This is a genomic window from Paenarthrobacter sp. NPDC090522, from assembly GCF_044769225.1.
Classification (GTDB): domain Bacteria; phylum Actinomycetota; class Actinomycetes; order Actinomycetales; family Micrococcaceae; genus Arthrobacter.
On sequence record NZ_JBIVXL010000009.1, the window covers coordinates 210647 to 231512 of the forward strand.

Below are 20866 nucleotides of genomic sequence, written 5' to 3' on the forward strand. Positions count from 1 at the left end.
GCTTCTAGGCGGGCAGCGTGAACTTTTCCTCCACGCGTTTGAGCAGCGGCCGGGAGTTCAAGCAGATGAGGTACACCACCGCGCCGGAAATGAACGGCACCAGCCAGACCGACGTGGTAGTCAGCAGGAATCCGGCGATGAACACGATCCCTGCGTTGCCCAAGGACACGCGCTTCCAGGATCCCAGCGTGTAGAGCGAAAGCCTGTAGATGTCCACGGTCCTGAAAGCGAACCGGGACAGCAGCAACAGAGCATGAACGGCTGCGGTGCTCACAAGGACAGCCAGGCCCAGCAGCCCCACCCGGGCAGCAACCGTTTCAGGGTTGCTGCCCGGCAGGCTCATCAGGTTGGCGGCGATGACGGCAAGCAGAGCGAGGTACGGCAGCCATACGGCCAACGCCTGCCAAAAGTTGAGACGGTACGACGTCCTGAAGTCACGGGACACGCCCGTGTCCTCCCCAGCCATGAGCCGATTGAAGGCGTAGCACGCAGCCACCACTGCCGGACCGACCAGGACCAGCGGAATCGGGGCCAGCGGCCCCAGCAGCGGCATAGCCAGCACAAGGACGTTGGTCAGCACGAGCAAACCGCTCCCCACCATCACGCCGTAGACAGTGCCGGCCGCCTTGAAGAGCTTTCCTGAGCCGAATTCCGCTTTCGTGGCTGCCACCAGAACCTACTTCTTGTCCGCGTAGGCCTTGTATGCCTTGTTGGCGAGGTCCACGTATTTGCCCATGCCTTTGCTGTCGAGTTCCTTCACATAGGCATCGAACTCGCCGAGTGCCCTCTGTCCGGTGATGAACTTCAGGGTGTTCTGCTTGACGTGGTCCTTCAGCGGCGTGAGCGCCAGGGTGGCTTGTTCACGATCCACGTCGCTGAAGGGGACAGGCGGCGAGACAGGACGGGGCTTCTTGGACTTCATGGCCTCCTGGAACGCCAGTTCTTCCTCGTTGAACGTGGACTGCAGCAGGTCCGTGGTACCGCCGTAGGCGAAGTTGCCGCCGGAGAATCCGTAGTCCACCCGAAGGTCCTTGGTCCCGGCGGTGTTGAGTCCCTGATAGTTGATATCAGCTGCGAGCTTCCGCTTGCCGCCCTGCTTGGTATAGGTGGTCCCTTCGACGCCCCACTTGCTGAACTCCTGGCCGGCGTCGCTGTAGAACAGCCAATCGATGTATTGGATGAGTGCCACGAAGCTGTCCTTCTCCTTCACGGACGAGTTCAGCATGATGCCGTTTTCCAGGCGGGTACCGCCGATGATGTCACCGGCCGGACCGCCCGGAACAGTGATCTTGCCGATCTCGAAGGCGCCCTTGCCGAGCGACTGTTCCATGGAGGTGCGGTACGTGATGACGTTCTGCGAGTTGGCACTGATCACGAACGACTTGCCGGAAACGAACTTCTGGATGGCGGCGTCGTCCGTCTGCGTGAAGCTCTCCAGATCCATCAGTCCCTCGGAAACCAGCGAGTTGAAGTACGTGGCCAGGTCCTTGAACTTGTCCGAACCCGAGGCGAAGGCAAACTCCTTCTTGTCCTGGTCGAACAGCAAACCGTCCACCAGGCCCCAGCCAGCCACGGTGCCGAACGCCGGAGCTGCGATGTTCAGGACACTGTCGCCCTTGAAGCGGTCGGAGAAAGGAACGACGTCGGGATAGGCCTTCTTGAGTGCGCGGAGCACTTCACGCAACTCGTCCCAGGTCTTGGGTTCGGACAGCCCTTCCTTTTTCAGCACGTCCTTCCGGAAGCACAGCGAGTAGTCCGGCCACAGTTCTTCATGGAGGCCAGGAAGGACGTAGTACTTGCCGTCTTCCTGCGTGAGCGCCTCGATCTCGGGCTCCAGCTTCCACTTCTTGATCTTGTCCTGGTAGTGCGGCATCAGATCCACGTAGTCACTGACAGGCAAGACGGCTCCGGCCGATACGAAGGCCGATTCCTGTCCGGGATACGTTTTGGCAATGATTTCCGGGGCATTCCCTGAGCTGATGAGGAGACTGCGTTTTTGCTCGTAGTCACTGTTGGGAACGATGGTGGGTTCCAGCGTGATGTTGTTGTCGCTGGCCATCTTGGTAAAGAGCAGCCAGTCCTTCTTGTAGGGGTAGGTGGGCTGGTCTGAGAAGAGAAAGGAGAACGTCAGGGGCGCCGTCGCCTTGAACGTGTCTCCCACCTTGAAGCTGTCCATGGCACCCGTGCGGTTCTTGGAGGTGTCAACCTTCTCTTTGGTATCGGCGTCGCACGCTGTCATGACCAAACCGATGGTGACAACGGACGCGAGCCCCAGGAAGTCTCGTCTGCGGATCATTGGGTTTCCTTTCATGAGGTTTATTCCTTGACGGAACCGAGCATCACGCCCGAGAAGAAGTACTTCTGGACGAAGGGATAGACACAAAGGATGGGGATGACGGTAAGGACGATGGTCACCGACTGAATGTTGGCGGCGATCTGGCCGACGTTCTCTGCCGTTCCGCCTGCCGATCCGGCGGTGGTGACGCCGGCGATCATGTTCCGAAGGTAGATGGTGACCGGAAACAGGTCCGGGTTGTCCAGATAGAGGAAGGCCTGGAACCAGGAGTTCCAGTTGGCCACGGCGTAGAACAGCACCATGGTGGCGACGATCGCCTTGCTCAACGGCAGCACCACGCGGAACAGGATCCCGTACTGGGTCAGCCCGTCAATGGACGCCGCTTCTTCCAACTCCCGGGGCATGTTCTCGAAGAAGGACTTCATGATGAGCAGGTTGAAGACGCTGATGGCATTCGGCAGCACCACCGCCCAAATGGTGTCCCGCATGCCCAGGGAACTGATCAGCACGTAGTTGGGAATGAGCCCGCCGTTGAAGAACATGGTGAAAACGGCCAGCCCGATGAAGACGCTGCGGCCCTTCAGGTCCTTCTTGGCAATCGCGTAGGCAAAGGACGTGGTGAGCACCATGGAAATGGCCGTGGCCACCACGGTGTACAGCACCGTGTTTCCATAGTTGGTCCAGAACGACGAGTCGGCCAGGATCAGTTTGTAGGTCTCGGTGTTGAAGCCCATCGGGAACAGGTTGACCTGCCCGGAGTTGATGAAACCTTCGCTGGAAAACGACTGCGCAATGATGTTCAGGAACGGGTAGGCCGTCAGGAACACCACCAACAGCAGGAACACGAGGTTGCAGGCCTGGAACACGCGCATCCCCTTGGACACCTTCATGTTCCGCACCAGGACGCCACGCTCGGCAATGGAAGTCTTGTTCACCACAGGCTCGTTCCTGCGACGCGCTTGGAAATGGCGTTCGCTGAGAGGATCAACGTGAGGCCGATGACGGATTCGAACATTCCGATTGCGGCCGCATAGCTGAAGTTGCTGGATTCCAGGCCCACCCGGTACAGGTAGGTGGAGATGACGTCCGAAGCTGCGTAGTTGAGGGGGTTGTAGATCAGCAGGATCTTCTCGAACCCGACCGCCATGAAGGTGCCGATGTTCAGGATCAGCAACGTGATGACGGTTGGCCGGATGGCGGGAAGCGTCACGTGCCACGTCTGTTGCCAGCGATTGGCGCCATCTATCCTGGCCGCCTCATAGAGCGATTCGTCCACCCGCGTCAGCGCGGCCAGGTAGAGAATGGCGCCCCACCCCATGGTCTGCCACACTTCCGAGCTGATGTACATGGGCCGGAACCAGCTGGGATCCTGCGTGAAGTTCACGGTATTGCCGAACAGCGCCTCGGAGATCTGGTTCACCGTTCCGGTCATGGAAAAGTTCTGCAGGATCATGCCGGCGATGATCACCACGGACATGAAATGCGGCAGGTAGGCAACGGTCTGGACGAACTTCTTGAACTTCTGCGATCGCAGTTCGTTCAGCATCAGCGCGAAGATGATGGGCATCGGGAAGCAGAACACCAGTGTCAGGACACCCAGGACAATCGTGTTCTGGAAGGCCTGCCAGAAACTGGGATCGTTGATGAAAAGGGTGATGTATTTGAAGCCCACCCATTTCTCGCCGAAAATGTTGCCGCCGGGTTGGAACTGGCGGAAAGCAATCACGTTGCCGGCCATGGGCAAGTAGCGGAATACCAGGAAGTAGGCCAGTGGTAGCGCTAACAGTGTGTACAGACGCCAATCGCGTTTGAGCGCCAGTTTCCAGCTTCCGGGCTTGTGGCGGCGCTTCTTGTGCGGCTTCTCCTCGACGACAGCCGCCGGAGGGGTGTCCAGTCTCAGTGCCACGACGCCACCTTTTCCTCCAGGATCAGAACGCCATTTGCCTCTACCTCAACCGTGCCCTGAACCGGGCGGTCGCTGAGAAGGTCCGTGCCGCCGTCGTGGACGTCTACCTGGACGGGAGCGTCGTTGTGGTTGAGCACCAGCAGGAAGCTGCGGGCAGTGCTGTCAGCCTTGGTGCCGGCACGACGGCGGACCTGGACTCCTGCGGGCGCGTCCAGTTCGGGGACGACCCCCGCAGCATGGAGTTCTTCGCTGAGCAATAGCCGGTGCAGGTCGTCATCGAGGCGCGCGGAGAGGTAGAGAGCAGTGCCTTGGCCAAAGGCGTTCCGCGTCACTGCCGGTACGCCGGCGAGGCGGCCTGACGCATAGCTGGCCAGGACCTCTGCCGTCCCGGCATGGAGATGTTCGGTCCAGTAGCTCGCCGCCGACGTACCGCCGTCGGGCGTTGAAAGCTTGACCTGTTCGTCCTCACCCGCGAGCGGGTGCATCTCCTCACTCCACGCTCCCAGGACGTTCCGTAGCGCACCCGGGTAGCCGCCCAGGCGGATGGTGTTGTCCTCATCCACGACCCCCGAGAGGTAGGACACCACCAGGCGGCCGCCGTCAGACACGTACTTCCCGAACCTCGCCGCGGACTCGTCGGTGAGGAGGTACGACGCCGGCATGATCACCAGGCTGTATGGGGAAAGGTCGCTGTTGGCGTTGACGAAGTCCACGGTCACGTTGGCCTCGAAAAGCGGCCGATAGAAACGCAGAACTTCCTGCGCATAGTTGAGGTCAGAACGCGGTGAGTTGCCCAGCTCAAGTGCCCACCAGCAATCCCAGTCGAACACGATGGCCACCTTGGCTGTGGACCGCGTGCCGGTGAGTCCACCGAGGGACTTCAACTCTTGACCAAGCTCGCATACTTCCCGGAAGATCCGTGTGTTCGGACCGGCGTGGTTGACCATGGCCGAGTGGTAGCGTTCGGTTCCGCCCTTGGCCTGGCGCCATTGGAAGAACAGGATGGAATCCGCACCCTGGGCAATGGCCTGGTAGGAACCGAGGCGCATCTTCCCCGGCAGCTTGGACACGTTGACGGACCACTGGCTGACCGCACCGGTGGCCTGCTCCATCACCATCCATGGTTGGCCGTGGCGGAGCGAGCGCATCAGGTCGAAGTTCAGCGCTGCCGAAACGTGCGCGTCCTCTTCCCGTGGATCCGGGTAGATATCCAGCGCCGCAGCGTCCGCTTCCGCCGCCCAGGCCCAGTAGTCGTTGGTCTTGTAGAAGCGCATGAAGTTGGTGACGATCGGCAGGTCCGGGGTGTGCCGCCGGAGGATGTCCCGCTCCGCCTCGAAGTGTTCCAGCATGCTGTCCGAGGTGAACCGGTGGAAGTCCAGGCGCCGGGAGGGGTTGGACCACGTGCGTGGCTGCGCCGGTACACGGACCTGGTTCCAGTCGGTGTAGTGCTGTCCCCACACCGTGGTGCTCCAGGCCTGGTTGAGTTCGTCCAGGGAGGCGTACTTCCGTTGCAGCCATGTCCGGAACGCCTTCTCTGCCCAGGGGCCGTAGGACGTGGATCCGTATTCGTTGCCCACATGCCACATCCGCAGCGCCGGGTGCTGGGCGTACCGCTCCCCCATCTTCTCCGCGAGGGCCAGGGACTTTGCCCTGTAGACGGGATGGGAAACATCAAAATGCTGGCGGGAGCCAAAACCGAAAATGCTGCCATCCGCGCGCTCAGGCATGATGTCCGGATGCTGCTCCACGAGCCACGCCGGCGGTACGGCGTCCGGGGTAGCAAGATCCACGCCGATCCCGTGGGCATGCATGAGATCCATGACGTCATCCAGCCACCCGAAGTCGAAGACACCATCCGTGATCTCCAACCGGCTCCACGAAAACACTGCCAGCGTCACCAGGTTCACGCCTGCTTGCTGCATGAGCCTGGCATCTTCGAGCCACACCTCGCGGGGCCATTGTTCAGGGTTGTAATCGCCGCCGTAAGCAATGCCGCCCAGGCGTTCATGCAGGCGTTTCAAACGCTCTTCAGCGCTCAGTAAGTCCTCAGGGTGGATGGTCATCTTCGTCCTTCACTCGGCCTTCGTCGCCCCGAAGCTTCAGTGCGACGCGCATCACAAAGAGAAACTATCGTAAAGTTTACGCAATAACAACAGATGAGTTTCCGAACTCGCGGGTAACTTATAAGCTGCAATGGAGGCCAGTATCGGGTGCTGGTCTCGTGCACTGGGGCAGATAAGCAGATCTGGAGCTGGCCGTGAGGCCCACATAAGGACAATCCAGTTTCTGCTGGAATCCAGAAACTATCGGAAAGACCAAGGCGGGGTAGGTCTCGCCGGGAACGCGGGAAGACGTCGCTTTCGCTGTTCGTGATCGGGGGGTTCCGCCGCTTTCCGGCGAACTCGCGTGCGGGCAGCGGCAGGGCCGGGCAGCGCCACAGAAACCGTTGACACGTGACCAAATGGTCACCTATTCTTTTCCCATGGACCCCGTGTTCAAGGCACTTGCAGACCCAACCCGCCGGGAATTGCTCGACGAGTTGTTCCGCGAGGACGGGCAAACCCTGTCAGCCCTCGGAGCCCGGTTCGAGATGACACGTTTCGGCATCGCCAAGCACCTCAAGCTGTTGGAGGATGCAGGACTGGTGGTCACCCGCCGTCGGGGGCGTGAAAAGCTGCACTTCCTGAACCCGGTCCCCATCAGGCTCATCCATGACCGCTGGGTGAGCAAATACGCAGAACCATGGGCCGCTGCCCTCAGCGACCTCAAATCCAGATTGGAAAGTCCCATGGAAAAGATCTTCGAGATTTACATCAAGACCACGCCCGAACGGCTGTGGGAAGCCATCACCAACAGCGAGATCCGGAGCAAGTACCAGTTCGGAAACACGTTCACGTCGGACTGGACACCGGGTGGCCGCTTCGAGATGCGGAACGTCAAGGCAGATGCTCCGCTGGGCGAGGGCGAGAACATTGAGGTTGACCCACCGCGCCGGCTGGTCCAGACCATGACCGCGTTGTGGGGCGAGGACGTCAAAGCCGAGGGCACGTCCCGGATCACGTGGGAGATCGAACCGGTGGGCGACTCCTGCCACCTCACCGTGACCCACGACCAGCTCCGCGAAGGCGCCAACGATCAGCTGTACGGCGGCTGGCCCATGATCCTCTCGGGCCTGAAGACCTGGCTCGAAACGGGCGAAACGCTGACCACGCCTGGCTCCCTCATGTACGCCTAACCCAAGTAAGTCGCACCCAAGTAAGTCGCACCCAAGTAAGTCGCAGTAGTGCGCGTTATGACGGCTCATAACGCGCACTACTGCGACTCAGTTGGGTTAGCGGGGGCGTTAGGCGACGGGTGTTACGGGCTCGCGCTCGGACAGCCATGCCGCTTGCATGGTGCCCAGCAGGTGCGGCGCGAATTCCTCGCCGATGGACAGGACCACGCGGCACCGTGCTCCACGCTGGTCGGGGAAGCCGACGTACTGTCCGCGAAGGTCACAGACAGTTTGGCCGCGGCTCGGCCCGCTGGTGGTGTCCACCTGCACGCGGACCTTGGGTGCGGTTGCAAGCTCCACTCCCCTGACGGCAATGGCCGCCGCGAGGGGATCGTGCATGGCAGAGCAGGCCCGGCCGAAGATGTCCACGTAGAAGCCAAAGTAGTAGCCCAGCATCTCGCCGAGGGCCTGCGAGACGGGGTGGTCCGAGGCCAGGAGTTCCTGCCGGTGGGACTCCTCCAGCACGTTGGTCATGGTGACATCCAGTGGCACCAAGGTCACGTCCCAATCGGCGGCAAGGACTTCGGCCGCGGCCTCGGGATCGTTGGCGATGTTCGCTTCGGCAACGGGCGTGATATTCCCAGGGGCCAGCGCGGCGCCACCCATGATGGTGATTTCTGCAACCAACTCCGGCAGCTTCGGTTCCAGTCGGAGGGCCTCGGCGATGTTGGTCAGCGGCCCGATCGCCACGACTCGCAGCTCACCCGCGTATTGGCGCGCCAGCTCCACCAGGAGCTCGGCGGCAGTCGACTGAACGGGTGACCGGTCGGACGGCGAGAGGTCCACTCCCCCGATCCCGTTGTCGCCATGCACGTGCGGAGCGCCACCGTGGAAGGTGCCCACCTGCGGATCGTGGGCGCCCACAGCGACGGGAATGTCCGGATGCCCGGCGAGCTTCAGCAGGTCCAGTGTGTTCCGGGCGCCGCCGGCCGCACTGATGTTGCCGCTCACGGTGCCGATGCCCACAAGCTCCGCCCGCGGAGTCGCCAAGAGGTAGGCGAGGGCCAAGGCGTCGTCGATGCCGGTATCGCAGTCAAGGAAGAAGGGTGCGGGCTGGTTCATGGTTTCTCATTTCGGATTGGCTTGATGAAAGTGGGCCGTGCCCCCGAGTGGTGGGGGCCGCCGTCGTGCTTTAGATCTTTTCGCCCTTGGGGGCGGCGATGAACAGGCTCACCACAAACGCCAGGACCGTGATTCCCACGGAAATCCAGAGCGCGGTGGAGTACCCGGCGGCGGTGCCCAGGCCCGCGAACGGGGCAACAACCACGACGCCGAGACTCGCCCCGATGCCGAAGCTCGCTCCGTTGATGCCCGGCAGGGCGGCCGGCGCTTCCTTGGGCGAGAGGAGGACTGAAAGTCCGTTGATGGCTGTGAGGAAGAAGCCGTTGTAGAAAATGCCGAGTGCTGCGATGGCAACCAGGACCGCGATCTGGTTGTTGGAGAACAACGCCGCAACGATCGCGCAGGCAAGGCTGGCTGCGGAGCCGACGCGGACGGTCTTGATCCAGCCGCGGCGGTCGGCGATCCAACCGGCGAGCGGAGCTGCGAAGACCCCGATCAACGCCGCGGGAGTCAGGAAGAGCAGGGCCGCGACGGATGCTGACAGCCCGAAGCCGTTGGTCTTGTCCTGGCTCAGGAGCACCACGGTGAAGTTGATGATGGCGAAAATCCCGGCGAGCGTCAGGACCGTGGTGGCGATAACGGGCCACACCTGGCGGGAGCGCAGGTGGTGGACGGCCACCAAGGGGGTTTCGCGCTTCTTCTCGATGAGCCAGAACGCGGTGAAGGACGCGATGCTGCCGGCAAGGAGACCCAGGGCTGCCGGCGAAGTCCATCCGGCCGAGGAACCGGTGGAAACGAAGTAGGTGATGAACACCAGGAACACCGAGAGCGAGCCCGCACCCCACCAGTCCATGCGGCCGCTTGCGGCGGCTGAACGCCCCTTGGGGACCACTTTGATGACGCACACGACGGCGATGGCGGCCAGTACCAGCACGGCGACGAAGATCGACTGGAATCCCATGGTCTCAGCCATCAGGCCGCCGAAGTAGCCGTCTACGCCACCCACGCCGCCGTTGATGGCGGCAATGATGCCGATGGAGGTGCCGAAGAGCCGTGCGGGCAGGTATTCGTTCAGGACGATGTAGGACAAGGCGAAGATCGCACTTGAGGTGCCCTGCATGAACCGGCCTGCCACCAGCAACGGAAGGTTCGGAGCAAAGATGCACAGCACCGTTCCCACGCCCATGATGGCGAGGACCAACAGGAGCGCGGTGCGTCGGCCGATGAAGTCGCTCCAGCGTCCGATCACGGGACCTGAGATGGCGCCGGCCAGGAAGAACATGGACTGAACCTGGGCAACGGCTTCAGGAGAGTCACCAAAGAACGAGCCGATGTGGGGCAACGCAGGGGTGATCATGCTGGCGTTGAGCTGGAACGCGAGGACGGCCAGGACAAGCGTGGTGATCAGGAAGGCGGCGGCACGGCCTTGGAAGCGGGTTTCCTCTTCGACGGCGGCGGGTGCCGTTTCCTGCGGTTCCACCGCGGTGTTGGGGATGTTCACATCAAACTCCTTTGTCCGAGGGCGCCGGCGAGCGCCGCGAGATGTGAGTTGTTATACAAGCATGTATTACTCGCTTGTGCAACCTCTCACATTTCTCCGGTACAGTGTCCCTAACCGATTCCAAGCGAGGTTTCCCTTGACCGACAACGCTGTCCAGTTCCTGTCCCGGCCCATCGCTGCCCAACAGGGGCAGCCCCTGCGTGTGGCGGCCTACTCCCGCATCGCAGAAGCCATCAGGACCAAGCTCCTGCCGCCGGGCTCACTCCTGCCCACGGAAACAGAACTCGGCACCATGATGGACGTGAGCCGCACCGTGATCCGGGAGGCCCTCATGCTCCTGGAAGAAGACGGCCTGACACGTTCACGACGCGGTGTGGGCCGGTTCGTGGCAGACACCTTGCCCCGGATCGGGATCGAACACATTCGCCCCTTCGACCAACTGCTCGGCGGGCCGGACTCCGACATTCAGGTCAAACGCGTGGCTGCGATCAAGCAGCCGGCCTCCGAATTCGTGGCCCCGGGCCTGGGCGTCCAGCCCGAGGAAGACGTCTGGTTCTGGGAAAGTGTCCTCATCCGCGATGGTGAACCTGTGGCCCACCTGCAGGAAAACGTGGCGCAAGACCTCCCCGAAGCGGCGGCGTTGCTGGATGCCGCGGAAGCTCCCGGGCTGCCGGCGCAGACACTGCTGGAAATCCTCGCCAGCCTCTCCGGCAGCACCCTGGGACCCGGCGAATGCCAGATCAGCCTGAGCACCGCGGGCCCCAGCCGCGCCAAGCTCCTGAACCTCCGTCCGTCCGATCCGGTGCTCGTGCTGACCCAGTACGTCCGCCGCAACGGCGCCCCGGTCTACTTGGCCAAATGCCTTGTCGCAGCCAGGGCCGGCCACCTCTCAGTCATCCAATCCTCCTGACGTTCCGTTCCAAGATAGGGCCCTCCATGAGCACTTCCCCTGCACTCACTGTTGTGGGCAGCATCAACCTCGACATCACCGCCACCACGCACCGGCTCCCCTCCCCCGGTGAAACGGTGGGCGACGGCGTTCTCCGCCAGCAACCCGGCGGCAAGGGCGCCAACCAGGCCGTCGCCGCAGCCCGGCTCACGGGAACCTCCCGCATGGTCGGGGCCGTGGGCCGGGACGAAGCCGGACGCACGCTTCTGAACGCGATGGCTGACGCCGGCGTCGACGTCGGCGATATTGCGCACGTGGATGAACCCACAGGCACCGCACTTGTCCTGGTGGACAGCGACGGCGAGAACCAGATCGTCGTATGCCCGGGCGCCAACGGGCGCGTGTCCGTGGAGGGCGTCACGTTTGGTGATGGTCCCGTGCTGTGCCAACTCGAGGTTGACCAGGACGTGGTCCTGGCAGCAGCCCGCCAAGCCAAGGGCTTCTTTGCCTTGAACGCCGCGCCTGCCGCGCCCTTGCTGCCGGAGCTCCTGGAACGCTGCGACCTGGTGATCGTGAACGAAACCGAGTACGAGCTGATCCCTGAGCTGTGTTCCGCTCCCCTCGTGGCCGTGACCTACGGCGGCGAAGGCTCGGCGATCCTGGTGCACGGCGAGAAAGTGGCGGAGGCCCCGGCCGTTTCGGTGACAGATATTGCCAACACCATCGGTGCCGGCGATGCGTTCTGCGCCGCCCTGGTGTTGTCGCTGCAGTCCGGGCTGGACTACCGGCATGCCCTTGCTGCGGCCAACGCTGTGGGTGCCGACGCCGTTCGGGATCCCTCCTCACAGCCGGCCTTGCAGCGGCTGGAGCACTACATCGAAGCAACCCGGGCAGTGGCTGTCCGTCCCACCAGGTAATCTGCCCAGCGCTTCAAGGCAACGTCCACGGGCGGGTGATGCAAGCCGTGCGCCTCTGCCAAGGCGGTCGCTTCCGCCGTCGGATACCGCTCTTCTGACAGGAAAGACAACGTCTCGGGATCGGCCCGGGTGATCTTCGCGGGGAGCTTCTTCAGCAGCGCAACAGGGACCCTTAACCGCGGAACCCTGACGCCGAAGTGCTCGCCCAGCATGGTGAGCAGCTCGGGCAGAGACGGCGTGGCGTCGTCGAGGACCCAGTATGACTTGCCTTCCGCGGCCGGGACTGTGGGTAGAAGGGCCATGAAGGAGGCCAGGTAGTCCGCGGTAACCACCGGAACGAAGGTGCGCTTGCCCCCGGGAAGCGCAGGCAGCCGACCGCGGTAGAGATCGAGCATGGGAGTTCCCAGCCCGAGGACTTGCCCGCATTCGCCAGTACGCGAGTCGCCGATGACCGATGCCGGATTGACCATAGTCAATGGAACTCCGGCGGCGATCGCGGCGGCCTGGACCACGGCGTCGGATTCCACTTTGGAGCCTTCGTAAGCTCCGAGGCGCCTGTACTCAGCTGCACGGCGCTCTGCACTCCAAGGAACATTCACCGGGTCCTGGCCGCCGACCCGGTATCCCGACAAATGGACCAAGCGCTCCAAGGAGGGAAGCATCCCGGCAAACGCAGTGACCTTCCTGGCGCTCACCACGTTCGCTTGGTAGGCGTCGTCGGGAGTCATCCCGAACGCATAGGCGCCGGCGACGTTGTGGACTTCAGTCACGCCGCGAAAAGCGCTCGACGCCGGATCACGGCCCAGGCTCTCGGCGCTGAAGTCTGCGACCACGCAGCTTGGATGGTGGCCAGCCCCATGCTCCTGCAACCAAACCAAGAGGCTGTCGAACGAGGACAGGCTACGCACGGCCACCTGGACACGAACGCCCTGGTCCAGCAGTTCAAGGACAAGCCACCTTCCAATGTGGCCAGTTCCTCCGAAGACCAGGGCGTGGCGTTGGATTGTCATCGGTTCTCCTTGGCGCCCTGCGACGCGCTCAACAACAGGTTGATGGTGGCCGCGGCCGCATCCAAGGGCTGGATGGACTGATAGGTGCGGCAGAGAATGAGGGCTCCCTCGATCATGGAAACGACTGACGTCGCCAGTGCTCCGGCTTGGCTTTCCTCGACGTCGAGGTTTTCGAGGACCGCGGCGACGCCCGTCACCCAGCCTTTGTAGGCCTCCCGGCAAGCGTCCCTGAGTTCGAGGTTCTCAGCACCAGCGTCCAGGGCTACCACCGAAACGGGGCACCCGGCCTGGTAGTCACTGGAGACAAGGATGTCCTGCAACGCCGAGACAAGCCCGTCCACCGCAGCTTCCGCTTTCCCTGTTGCCACTGCCTGCGAGAGGAGGTCGTTGAATTGACCTGCGGCCAGCTGGACCGCCGCCACACCGAGTTCCGCCTTGCCCTCCGGGAAATGAAAGTACAAAGACCCCTTGGGTACCTCCGATTCTTCGAGGACGCTGTTGAGACCAGTGCCGTGGTAACCCTGGCGTTGGATCAGGGAAAGCATGGACTCGGCCAACCGATGTCGCGTTGCGAGCCCTTTGGGATGCGAAGTTGCCATAGTTCAAATAATAGACCATCCAGTCTATTATTTAGCCTTGGGTATTTGCTACGATTACTACGGAGGTAGAAAATGACAACAATCCCACACCGCGAACTACGCAATCAGAGCAGCAAGATCCTTGAGCGTGTAAAGAATGGCGAAGTCATTGATGTCACCAACAACGGTGAGGTCGCAGCAACACTCATTCCACCGTCCTCTTCGCCCTTCGAAAAGCTCCTGCGAGCGGGTGGCGTTCGGCCGGCCATAAGCTCGCCGGTGGATTTCCGTCTCATACCGCGCGTAAAGGTCGAGCTTGGCACGGCAGAGATACTCGCAGACCTGCGCGGTGATCGGTGATTGTTTATACGGATACTTCAGCGGTGTTGAAGTTGGTGGCGGACGAAAGTGAGTCGCAGTTCCTCGCCGGGCACCTGGCCGACATTCGTGCCTCCGGAGGACATCTGGTCGCTTCGATGCTCCTTTACACGGAACTCCATTGCGCGGCCCGCCGGCGGAACCTGCCCTTCGATGTCGTCAACGACGTTCTTTCGGCGATCAACCTGGTAGACGTAACCCGATCCGATTTGATGTTCGCGTCAGCGTTGCCCAGACAACTCCGGAGCGCAGACGCAATCCACTTGGCAACAGCTATCCGACTCCAGGTGGACAACGTGGTGGCCTACGATTTAGAGCTCCTGCTGGCCGCCAAAGAGTCCGGCCTTGATACGACTTCCCCCGGCGCTTAGCCGTCGATCCGAAAGTCCTTGAAGTCACCCGTCGCCTTTGAAACGTCGGATTCGACGCTCTCCACACGGCCCGGGGCATCGGATGAATTTAACCAGGCCAGCATTCGGTCAACATCGGCGGCCGGCCCCTCGGCCACAATCTCCACTGAGCCGTCTGAGCGGTTCCGGACTGTGCCTTTCAGCATGAGTTCGTCGGCTTTTCGGGCCGTCCAGTAGCGGAAACCAACGCCCTGAACCACGCCGGAAATCCGGGCAGTGAGTCTCACCACGTCTGTCGCCATGGACCCACCTTAACGAATCCCGCCCCTGTTCGCTGCTCCCGACCTTCAAAGGTTGGGTTCAGCGAACAAGGGCGGGATTCTGTGTTGGAAGTGGCTAGCTGACCACGATGTCCCGGGTGGCGTGGTTGTACGTGATGGTGACCGGGCCGCCGTCGTGGTTCAACTCGTGGTTGGCACCATCGCGGGCGCCGAACGCGCCATAGTTCTCCTCCCACGAGCGGTTCAGCGCGATCTTGTAGGTGTAGAAACCGGCAGGCAGCTCAGCGGTCAGGGACCACAGCTGGACCAGCGGGTTGAACTCCATCTGTGCCTCGTCATACTGCGGAGCCCAATCCTCGGCCGCACCCAGGAGCTTGTTGAAGTCGCCCGCAATGGCAACGGCCTCAGGCTGCGGCAGAGTCTCGACGGCGGGGGCTACGGCTGCTTTGGCCGGCGCCTTGCGCGTGGTCTTCTTGGCGGCCTCGGCCTTCGGAGCAGCGGCTTTCTTGGGAGCAGCCGCCTTCTTGGGCGCGGCAGCCTTCTTGGCCTTGGGCTTGGCCGGCGGGGCCGTCGGCACGGCGACGTCGTCCGGAATGGGAGTGCCGGCGTCGAGCGCTTCGGCGAAAGCCGAAACATCCGGGAACGCGACCGTTGCACGCAAGCCGTCATCCGGAATGGTCCAGCCCGAGCGGCCCTTGACCAGCCAACCGGCCTTGACCAGCTTGGCTGAGGCCGAGGTCAGGTTCTTGTGGCCGCGCGGAATGCCACCGCTCAACAGCTCTGCCTCGTGGGCGTCGAAGGGAACGCGGACAGTTGCTTCGGCCAACACTTCACCGGCGTTGAGCGTATATCCGGACCATACGCTTTCGGCGAGGATGTCCAGTACGGCCTTCAGACGAAGGTTGGTGTTCTCGGCGGTGCTCGCGCCCATGCTTCTCCTTCAACGGGTGGATACTCACCCAGCAGTTTGCCAATGATTTGTTAATTCCGGCGACTGCAAAAGGTAAACACCGTGTGTCGTGACCGAGTGTGACATTCGTGACGCCGCAAGTGAGCGAGGGATCTCGGCTCAGGCCCTGCTACTGCTGCGGAACGGACTCCTTGACCCACTCCGTCACTTCGTCCAGCAACACCTTTTTCCGCTCCTCGCTGGCGAAGGAAGACCGGATGGAGTTCGCGGCAAGAGTGGCCTGCTCAGGCACAGAGAAGCCGTGGACTTTCACCAGTTGCTGGTAGTTGTCATCCACGTATCCGCCGAAGTACGCGGGATCGTCGGAGTTCACGCACACGTTGAGTCCGATGGCCAGCATCTCCGGGAGCGGGTGGTCCTCGAGCTTGTCTACAGCGCGGAGCCGGACGTTGGAAAGCGGGCACACCGTCAACGGCACCTGCTCGGCAACCAGACGCTGGACCACGTTGGTGTCCTCCATGCAGCGGATGCCGTGATCAATGCGCTCAGCGTGCAACACATCCAGTGCCTCGGTGATGTACTCCGCGGGGCCTTCCTCGCCCGCGTGCGCGATCCGGCGCAGCCCCGCGTCCAGCGCGCGCTGGTACAGGCGCTCAAACTTCGACGGCGGATTGCCCACCTCTGCGGAGTCCAGGCCGATGCCAACAATCGGTGCGTGCATGTCCAGGAGTTGGTTCAAGACATCCAGGGCAGAGTCCTCGGACATGTCCCTGAGGAATGCTGCGATCAGGAGGGTTGAAACGCCGAAGTCCTCCTCCGACGTTGCCAGTGCGTTGGCCACTCCGTTCACGCACGTTTCCAAGGAAACCCCGCGCGAAACGTGTGCTTGCGGGTCCATCATGATCTCGGCGTGGCGGACTCCCCCGGCGGCGGAACGCTTCAGGTAGTCGCGGGTCATGTCCGTGAAGTCCTGCTCGGTCTGCAGCACGGCCATGTTGGCGTAGTAAAGGTCCAGGAAGGACTGGAGGTCTGAGAACTCGTACTTCTCGCGCAGTTCTTCGATGTCCTCATAGGGCAACTCGATGCCGTTACGCTCAGCGAGGGAGAAGATCAGCTCGGGCTGCAGGGTCCCTTCGATATGCAGGTGCAGTTCGGCAACCGGGGGTGCCGTCGTCGTCGTTTTCTCACCAAAAGTTTCCACCCGACAACTCTAGGCCGAAGTCCGGCGCGTGTCCCGGAGCACTCAACTTGGTTCTGCGCCCCGGCACCGCCAAACTGAAGGGATGCAGACTTTCCTCCCCTTCGCCGATTTCCGTGAGAGCGCCGCCGCGCTGGACACCTCAAGGCTCGGCAAGCAGCGCGTCGAAGCCCTCCAGGTGCTCCGCGCCCTCGTCATCCCCGAGTACGGATGGCAGAGCCACCCGGCCGTTCGCATGTGGATGGGCCATGTACCCGCCCTGACCCTGTACGGCCTGGCCATGGCCGACGAATGGATCAAGCGCGGACATCCTGACAACACGCGGGACAACATCACCGAATTTGCACCACAGGCGGCCCACCCGGACTATGCCGGCAAAATCGTCATGCCGTGGTGGTTGGGCGACGAGGACCTGCATGAGACGCACCGTTCCAAGCTCATCGGCAAGGACCCCAAGCATTACAAGCACCTGTTCCCCGGCACCGAAGAACGGCTGGACTACATCTGGCCCGAACCGCGCCACGAATTCCACCCCGAAGATCCGGAAGACGACCGCCTGTGGATCCTCCGGTCCGCCGTCGAGGACCTCCGTCCTGAAGACCTGCGCACCGTCAGCTTGCCACCGCACGGAAAGGCCAGGCCAGCAGCTGATCCTGACGAGTACCAGTTCGTGTACCAGGAGGAGAAGTCCCGCAGGAACCTCGGCGCACCCAAGAAGCGGCCGGTCAAGCTCGAGAAGAAGCCCACCCGCAAGCGCGCCGCAGCCGAGGAAGCGTTCAACGTCCTTCCCGGCAAAACAGAGATCGCGGTTCCGTTCGAGGGCGGCCGGATCTTCGCGCTGGGCAAGGTAGTGGGCCGGCCCATCACCGTTGACGGACGCTTTGCCCGCAACTTCGAACTCACCGACGTGATTGACCGCGCAGCTTTCGACTACCCGGCCCTGCTGCAGGATCCCCGGGTGTTCTTCCCCGTTCCCGCACCGTAACCGCCAGGAGGGCCATGGATTTCCAGCACATCATCGAGGTAGTAGGCCGCTACATGGATTTTGCCGGTGTGGCGGTGATGGTGGTTGGCGCCGTGGTTTCCCTTCCGCTGGCCCTCCGTGGGTTCCAACCCAAGCGCGCCGACGGGCTGGCTCCGTTCTCCCCCTACCGCGCCTACCGGCAATTGCTGGGTCGGTCCATCCTCTTGGGACTCGAACTCCTGGTGGCCGCTGACATCATCCGGACGGTCGCAGTGACACCCACGTTTGAGAGCGTGGGCGTCCTCGCGATCATCGTGCTGATCCGGACGTTCCTCAGTTTCTCCCTGGAACTGGAAATCACCGGCCGTTGGCCGTGGCAAAAGGAAAAGAACAACGACGCCGGCACCCAACTGGGTCGCAGTTAATGCCGTTTTGAGCCCTCAAAACGCGCACAACTGCGACCCAGTTGGGTGAGCGGGTGCTGCTGTGGGAGCGTTACTTGCCCAGGCCGGCCCGGCGGAGGGCTTCGGCCATGGCTGTATCCGCGGGGGCCGCGTTGCCTTGGCGTTGGTTGCCCTGGCCTTGGCGGGGAGCACCCTGACCTTGGCGGCGGTCACCTTGGCCGCCGCGTCCGCCGCCACGCTGGTCACCGTCGCGGCCTGCACCGCGTGGGGCCTGCCCGCGCTGGCCTCCACCGTCACGCCCACCACTCCTGCCGCCGGCGCCACGTCCGCCGGGAGTGCCCGGCTCGTCGTCGAGCCGCAGGGTCAGCGAAATACGTTTCCGTTCGGGGTCGGCCTCGAGGACCTTGACCCGGACCACTTGCCCTGATTTCACGATCTCCCGGGGATCCGAGACAAACTTGTTGGACAGCGCGGACACGTGGACCAGGCCGTCCTGGTGCACTCCAACGTCCACAAAGGCACCGAACGCGGCCACGTTGGTGACCGTGCCCTCCAGGATCATGCCGGGCTTGAGGTCGGAGATCTTCTCGATGCCTTCGGAGAACGAGGCCGCTTTGAAGGCCGGACGGGGATCGCGGCCGGGCTTCTCCAACTCGGACATGATGTCCTTGACCGTGGGCAAACCGAACGTGCCGTCAACGAAGGCCTGCGGGTCCAGTGCCGTTGCGGGTCCACCGCCGGCGGCCGTGAGGATCTTGCGGGCCACGGAGTAGGCCTCGGGGTGAACGCTGGAGGCATCCAGGGGCTCGGCTCCCCCGGTGATCCGCAGGAAGCCCGCGCACTGTTCGAAAGCCTTGGCACCCAGGCGCGGCACCTTCTTCAAGTCGCTGCGCTTGCCGAACGGGCCATTCTCGTTCCGGTAGGCCACAATGTTCTCGCTCAGCAACGGGCCGACACCGGCCACGCGGCTCAACAGTGCGGGCGAGGCCGTGTTCACGTCAACACCCACGGCGTTCACACAGTCTTCCACCACCGCGTCCAGCGATCGGTCCAGCTTCGCGGCCGTGACATCGTGCTGGTACTGCCCAACACCGATCGACTTTGGCTCGATCTTCACCAACTCGGCAAGGGGATCCTGCAGTCGCCGGGCAATGGAGACAGCACCCCGCAGGGAGACGTCCATGCCAGGAAGTTCCGAAGCGGCCAAGGCGGAAGCCGAGTACACGGAAGCTCCGGCCTCCGAGACCACCAGCTTCTGGACTCCCTTCACACCTATGGCTTCGAGGGACTTGATGAGTTCCGTAGCCAGCTTGTCCGTTTCCCGCGACGCCGTGCCGTTGCCAATGGCCACGAGCTCAATGCTGTGCTGCTTGGCAAGGCGACCGAGCGTGGCAAGGGCTTCGTCCCACTTCTTGGCCGGCGCGTGCGGGTAGATGGTGTCGGTGGCAACCACTTTGCCGGTGCCATCCACCACAGCCACCTTCACGCCGGTCCGGAGTCCCGGGTCCAGGCCAAGGGTGGCGCGGTTTCCGGCCGGAGCCGCAAGCAGGACGTCACGCAAGTTGGCTGCAAAGACACGTACGGCTTCGTCCTCAGCGTCGGCGAACATGCGGCCGCGAAGGTCCGTCGTGAGCCGGTCCAGGATGCGCCCGCGCCAGGCGAGCTGGGCCGTCTGGGTAAGCCAGAGGTCGGCGGGACGGCCTTGGTTGGCGACCCCGAGTGACTTGGCCACAGCGTTCTCGTAACGCCCGCGGGCGGCGGCCAGGGCGTCGTCGTCGTCGGGGTCTGCTTCGGCGAGGTCCAACTCCAGGACGCCGTCCTTCTCACCGCGCAACAGCGCGAGCACGCGGTGAGAGGGCATTCCCGACGGAACCTGGGTGAACTCGAAGTAGTCCTTGAACTTCTGTCCTTCGGCCTCCATGCCCTTCTTCACACGGGACACCATGCTGCCTTGCTTCCACAGGCGTTCGCGGAGGTCCTCGGCAAGATCCGGATCCTGGGCCACCCGCTCCACCAGGATGGCGCGGGCTCCGGCGAGCGCCGCGGCGGCATCCTCGATGGAGTGCTCAGCATTGAGGTACTTGGCAGCCTCCGTCTCAGGGTTGAGCTGTGGGTTCGCCAGCAGGACGTCGGCCAGCGGTTCCAGGCCGGCCTCGCGGGCGATCTGGGCCTTGGTGCGGCGCTTGGATTTGAAGGGGAGGTAGATGTCCTCGAGCCGCGCCTTGGTATCGGCACCAACGACGGCGGCCTCCAGCTCCGGGGTCAGCTTGCCTTGCGCTGCGATCGCCTCAAGGACGGTCTTGCGGCGCTCCTCCAATTCACGGAGGTACCGCAAACGTTCCTCGAGATCGCGCAACTGGGTGTCATCGAGCGTCCCGGTGGCTTCCTTACGGTACCGGGCGATGAAGGGAACGGTGGATCCGCCGTCGAGCAGTTCCACCGCGGCTTTGACCTGCCAGGCCTGGACGCCAAGTTCCTTGGCGATGAGTTGGTGGATGGCAGAGTCGGCTGACTGGTGTTGGAGATTTTGGGTCACCCTGACAGTTTGCCCCAGATGGCTGACAGTTTTCAGGTCCGGCCCTATGCCGGGGGCGCTGTTAGTGCTGTAGTTGGACCATGCAGGAACTGCTGATCATCCTCCAGGACGGATTCGCTTCCGATGACGTGACGGTCACCGTCAACGGCAAGGAAGCCGTGTCCGAGCGGGACGTGTCCACCAAGATGCTGCTGGGCATGGCCGACGAGGTCACGGTGGAACTTCCCGCGAAGGGAGCCACCGTGGGGGTTGAGGTCAGCAGCCGGAAACTCAGCGCAACCAGGAAGCTCGCGGGTAAGCCGAAGAGCCTGATCGTTTCGATCGAGGACGGCGAGCTGGTGTTGCGTGAAGGGACGGGCCGCGAGGCGTTCCTTTAGGGAGCGCTTCGCGGCGGCTGGATTACGTGCGGCTC

General features: G+C 62.8%; 21 protein-coding genes. 8 read left to right on the forward strand and 13 right to left on the reverse strand.

Annotated features, from left to right (window positions below):
* Positions 1-4 precede the first annotated feature (4 nt).
* Genes ACIQT2_RS13995 through ACIQT2_RS14015 form a run of 5 tightly spaced genes read right to left on the reverse strand, consistent with a single transcriptional unit; the run spans position 5 to position 6265 of the window.
* On the reverse strand, positions 5-670 hold the full coding sequence (locus ACIQT2_RS13995; RefSeq protein ID WP_402947371.1) for a DUF624 domain-containing protein: 666 nt from the start codon (positions 668-670) through the stop codon (positions 5-7).
* Between the two features lie 6 nt (positions 671-676).
* Positions 677-2311 carry an extracellular solute-binding protein gene (locus ACIQT2_RS14000; RefSeq protein WP_402947374.1) on the reverse strand — a complete coding sequence of 545 codons (1635 nt, stop codon included), beginning with the start codon at positions 2309-2311 and terminating at the stop codon, positions 677-679.
* Positions 2312-2316: 5 nt separating this feature from the next.
* On the reverse strand, positions 2317-3186 hold the full coding sequence (locus ACIQT2_RS14005) for a carbohydrate ABC transporter permease (protein ID WP_402947482.1): 870 nt from the start codon (positions 3184-3186) through the stop codon (positions 2317-2319).
* Between the two features lie 41 nt (positions 3187-3227).
* On the reverse strand, positions 3228-4202 hold the full coding sequence (locus tag ACIQT2_RS14010) for an ABC transporter permease (protein ID WP_402947377.1): 975 nt from the start codon (positions 4200-4202) through the stop codon (positions 3228-3230).
* Positions 4193-6265, reverse strand: coding sequence for a beta-galactosidase (locus ACIQT2_RS14015; RefSeq protein ID WP_402947379.1), 2073 nt, complete (start codon positions 6263-6265; stop codon positions 4193-4195). The genes ACIQT2_RS14010 and ACIQT2_RS14015 overlap by 10 nt, the downstream gene beginning before the upstream one ends.
* 419 nt (positions 6266-6684) lie before the next feature.
* On the opposite strand from ACIQT2_RS14015, the gene ACIQT2_RS14020 reads away from it, so the two are divergent.
* Positions 6685-7437 (forward strand): ArsR/SmtB family transcription factor, encoded by a 753-nt coding sequence (locus tag ACIQT2_RS14020; RefSeq protein WP_400336612.1) that lies wholly within the window; start codon positions 6685-6687, stop codon positions 7435-7437.
* Positions 7438-7545: 108 nt separating this feature from the next.
* On the opposite strand, the gene ACIQT2_RS14025 is transcribed toward ACIQT2_RS14020, so the two are convergent.
* Positions 7546-8538 carry a nucleoside hydrolase gene (locus ACIQT2_RS14025; RefSeq protein WP_402947382.1) on the reverse strand — a complete coding sequence of 331 codons (993 nt, stop codon included), beginning with the start codon at positions 8536-8538 and terminating at the stop codon, positions 7546-7548.
* 70 nt (positions 8539-8608) lie between these two features.
* Positions 8609-10039, reverse strand: a complete 1431-nt coding sequence (locus ACIQT2_RS14030; protein WP_402947384.1) for an MFS transporter — start codon at positions 10037-10039, stop codon at positions 8609-8611.
* A 136-nt stretch (positions 10040-10175) separates the two neighbouring features.
* Between ACIQT2_RS14030 and ACIQT2_RS14035 the strand changes: the two genes are divergently transcribed.
* Both ACIQT2_RS14035 and ACIQT2_RS14040 read left to right on the forward strand, forming a co-directional pair.
* On the forward strand, positions 10176-10949 hold the full coding sequence (locus ACIQT2_RS14035; protein WP_400336609.1) for a GntR family transcriptional regulator: 774 nt from the start codon (positions 10176-10178) through the stop codon (positions 10947-10949).
* A 26-nt stretch (positions 10950-10975) separates the two neighbouring features.
* Positions 10976-11845, forward strand: a complete 870-nt coding sequence (locus tag ACIQT2_RS14040) for a PfkB family carbohydrate kinase (protein ID WP_402947387.1) — start codon at positions 10976-10978, stop codon at positions 11843-11845.
* On the opposite strand, the gene ACIQT2_RS14045 is transcribed toward ACIQT2_RS14040, so the two are convergent.
* Both ACIQT2_RS14045 and ACIQT2_RS14050 read right to left on the reverse strand, forming a co-directional pair.
* Positions 11800-12855 carry an SDR family oxidoreductase gene (locus ACIQT2_RS14045; protein WP_402947390.1) on the reverse strand — a complete coding sequence of 352 codons (1056 nt, stop codon included), beginning with the start codon at positions 12853-12855 and terminating at the stop codon, positions 11800-11802. The genes ACIQT2_RS14040 and ACIQT2_RS14045 overlap by 46 nt on opposite strands.
* Positions 12852-13454: a TetR/AcrR family transcriptional regulator gene (locus tag ACIQT2_RS14050; protein ID WP_402947393.1), complete on the reverse strand. Its 603-nt coding sequence runs from the start codon at positions 13452-13454 to the stop codon at positions 12852-12854. Before ACIQT2_RS14050 ends, ACIQT2_RS14045 begins: the two co-directional genes overlap by 4 nt.
* Positions 13455-13526: 72 nt before the next feature.
* Between ACIQT2_RS14050 and ACIQT2_RS14055 the strand changes: the two genes are divergently transcribed.
* Both ACIQT2_RS14055 and ACIQT2_RS14060 read left to right on the forward strand, forming a co-directional pair.
* The gene (locus tag ACIQT2_RS14055) at positions 13527-13793 is read left to right on the forward strand and encodes a type II toxin-antitoxin system Phd/YefM family antitoxin (RefSeq protein ID WP_400336605.1); all 267 of its coding nucleotides are present in this window, start codon (positions 13527-13529) and stop codon (positions 13791-13793) included.
* Positions 13790-14182: a type II toxin-antitoxin system VapC family toxin gene (locus tag ACIQT2_RS14060; protein ID WP_400336604.1), complete on the forward strand. Its 393-nt coding sequence runs from the start codon at positions 13790-13792 to the stop codon at positions 14180-14182. The genes ACIQT2_RS14055 and ACIQT2_RS14060 overlap by 4 nt, the downstream gene beginning before the upstream one ends.
* Here ACIQT2_RS14060 and ACIQT2_RS14065 read toward each other — a convergent pair.
* The 3 genes from ACIQT2_RS14065 to ACIQT2_RS14075 all read right to left on the reverse strand — a co-directional run bounded on the left by ACIQT2_RS14065 (position 14179) and on the right by ACIQT2_RS14075 (position 16553).
* Positions 14179-14463 (reverse strand): acylphosphatase, encoded by a 285-nt coding sequence (locus ACIQT2_RS14065; protein WP_402947398.1) that lies wholly within the window; start codon positions 14461-14463, stop codon positions 14179-14181. The genes ACIQT2_RS14060 and ACIQT2_RS14065 overlap by 4 nt on opposite strands.
* Positions 14464-14557: 94 nt before the next feature.
* Entirely contained in the window at positions 14558-15373 is an 816-nt protein-coding gene (locus tag ACIQT2_RS14070; RefSeq protein WP_402947400.1) for a glycosidase, read from the reverse strand.
* Between the two features lie 148 nt (positions 15374-15521).
* Entirely contained in the window at positions 15522-16553 is a 1032-nt protein-coding gene (locus ACIQT2_RS14075; RefSeq protein WP_402947402.1) for an adenosine deaminase, read from the reverse strand.
* Positions 16554-16635: 82 nt separating this feature from the next.
* On the opposite strand from ACIQT2_RS14075, the gene ACIQT2_RS14080 reads away from it, so the two are divergent.
* Together ACIQT2_RS14080 and ACIQT2_RS14085 are read left to right on the forward strand one after the other, a co-directional pair.
* Complete coding sequence (locus ACIQT2_RS14080; protein WP_402947404.1) at positions 16636-17535, forward strand: MSMEG_6728 family protein; 900 nt, start codon at positions 16636-16638, stop codon at positions 17533-17535.
* A 14-nt stretch (positions 17536-17549) separates the two neighbouring features.
* Positions 17550-17939, forward strand: a complete 390-nt coding sequence (locus ACIQT2_RS14085; protein ID WP_400336599.1) for a DUF1622 domain-containing protein — start codon at positions 17550-17552, stop codon at positions 17937-17939.
* Positions 17940-18009: 70 nt separating this feature from the next.
* On the opposite strand, the gene ACIQT2_RS14090 is transcribed toward ACIQT2_RS14085, so the two are convergent.
* Positions 18010-20454, reverse strand: coding sequence for a Tex family protein (locus ACIQT2_RS14090; protein WP_402947407.1), 2445 nt, complete (start codon positions 20452-20454; stop codon positions 18010-18012).
* An 80-nt stretch (positions 20455-20534) separates the two neighbouring features.
* Here ACIQT2_RS14090 and ACIQT2_RS14095 point away from each other — a divergent pair, with 80 nt between their 5' ends.
* Positions 20535-20831, forward strand: coding sequence for a hypothetical protein (locus ACIQT2_RS14095; RefSeq protein ID WP_400271552.1), 297 nt, complete (start codon positions 20535-20537; stop codon positions 20829-20831).
* Positions 20832-20866: the final 35 nt, after the last annotated feature.

Bases quoted from the DNA above. Each gene is read 5' to 3' on its own strand.
- ACIQT2_RS14055 (WP_400336605.1), top strand. From the start codon at position 13,527: ATGACAACAATCCCACACCGCGAACTACGCAATCAGAGCAGCAAGATC.
- ACIQT2_RS14000 (WP_402947374.1), bottom strand. From the start codon at position 2,311: ATGAAAGGAAACCCAATGATCCGCAGACGAGACTTCCTGGGGCTCGCG.
- ACIQT2_RS14040 (WP_402947387.1), top strand. From the start codon at position 10,976: ATGAGCACTTCCCCTGCACTCACTGTTGTGGGCAGCATCAACCTCGAC.
- ACIQT2_RS14050 (WP_402947393.1), bottom strand. From the start codon at position 13,454: ATGGCAACTTCGCATCCCAAAGGGCTCGCAACGCGACATCGGTTGGCC.
- ACIQT2_RS14080 (WP_402947404.1), top strand. From the start codon at position 16,636: ATGCAGACTTTCCTCCCCTTCGCCGATTTCCGTGAGAGCGCCGCCGCG.
- ACIQT2_RS14020 (WP_400336612.1), top strand. From the start codon at position 6,685: ATGGACCCCGTGTTCAAGGCACTTGCAGACCCAACCCGCCGGGAATTG.
- ACIQT2_RS14025 (WP_402947382.1), bottom strand. From the start codon at position 8,538: ATGAACCAGCCCGCACCCTTCTTCCTTGACTGCGATACCGGCATCGAC.
- ACIQT2_RS14085 (WP_400336599.1), top strand. From the start codon at position 17,550: ATGGATTTCCAGCACATCATCGAGGTAGTAGGCCGCTACATGGATTTT.
- ACIQT2_RS14065 (WP_402947398.1), bottom strand. From the start codon at position 14,463: ATGGCGACAGACGTGGTGAGACTCACTGCCCGGATTTCCGGCGTGGTT.
- ACIQT2_RS14070 (WP_402947400.1), bottom strand. From the start codon at position 15,373: ATGGGCGCGAGCACCGCCGAGAACACCAACCTTCGTCTGAAGGCCGTA.
- ACIQT2_RS14045 (WP_402947390.1), bottom strand. From the start codon at position 12,855: ATGACAATCCAACGCCACGCCCTGGTCTTCGGAGGAACTGGCCACATT.
- ACIQT2_RS14015 (WP_402947379.1), bottom strand. From the start codon at position 6,265: ATGACCATCCACCCTGAGGACTTACTGAGCGCTGAAGAGCGTTTGAAA.
- ACIQT2_RS14095 (WP_400271552.1), top strand. From the start codon at position 20,535: ATGCAGGAACTGCTGATCATCCTCCAGGACGGATTCGCTTCCGATGAC.
- ACIQT2_RS14005 (WP_402947482.1), bottom strand. From the start codon at position 3,186: ATGAAGGTGTCCAAGGGGATGCGCGTGTTCCAGGCCTGCAACCTCGTG.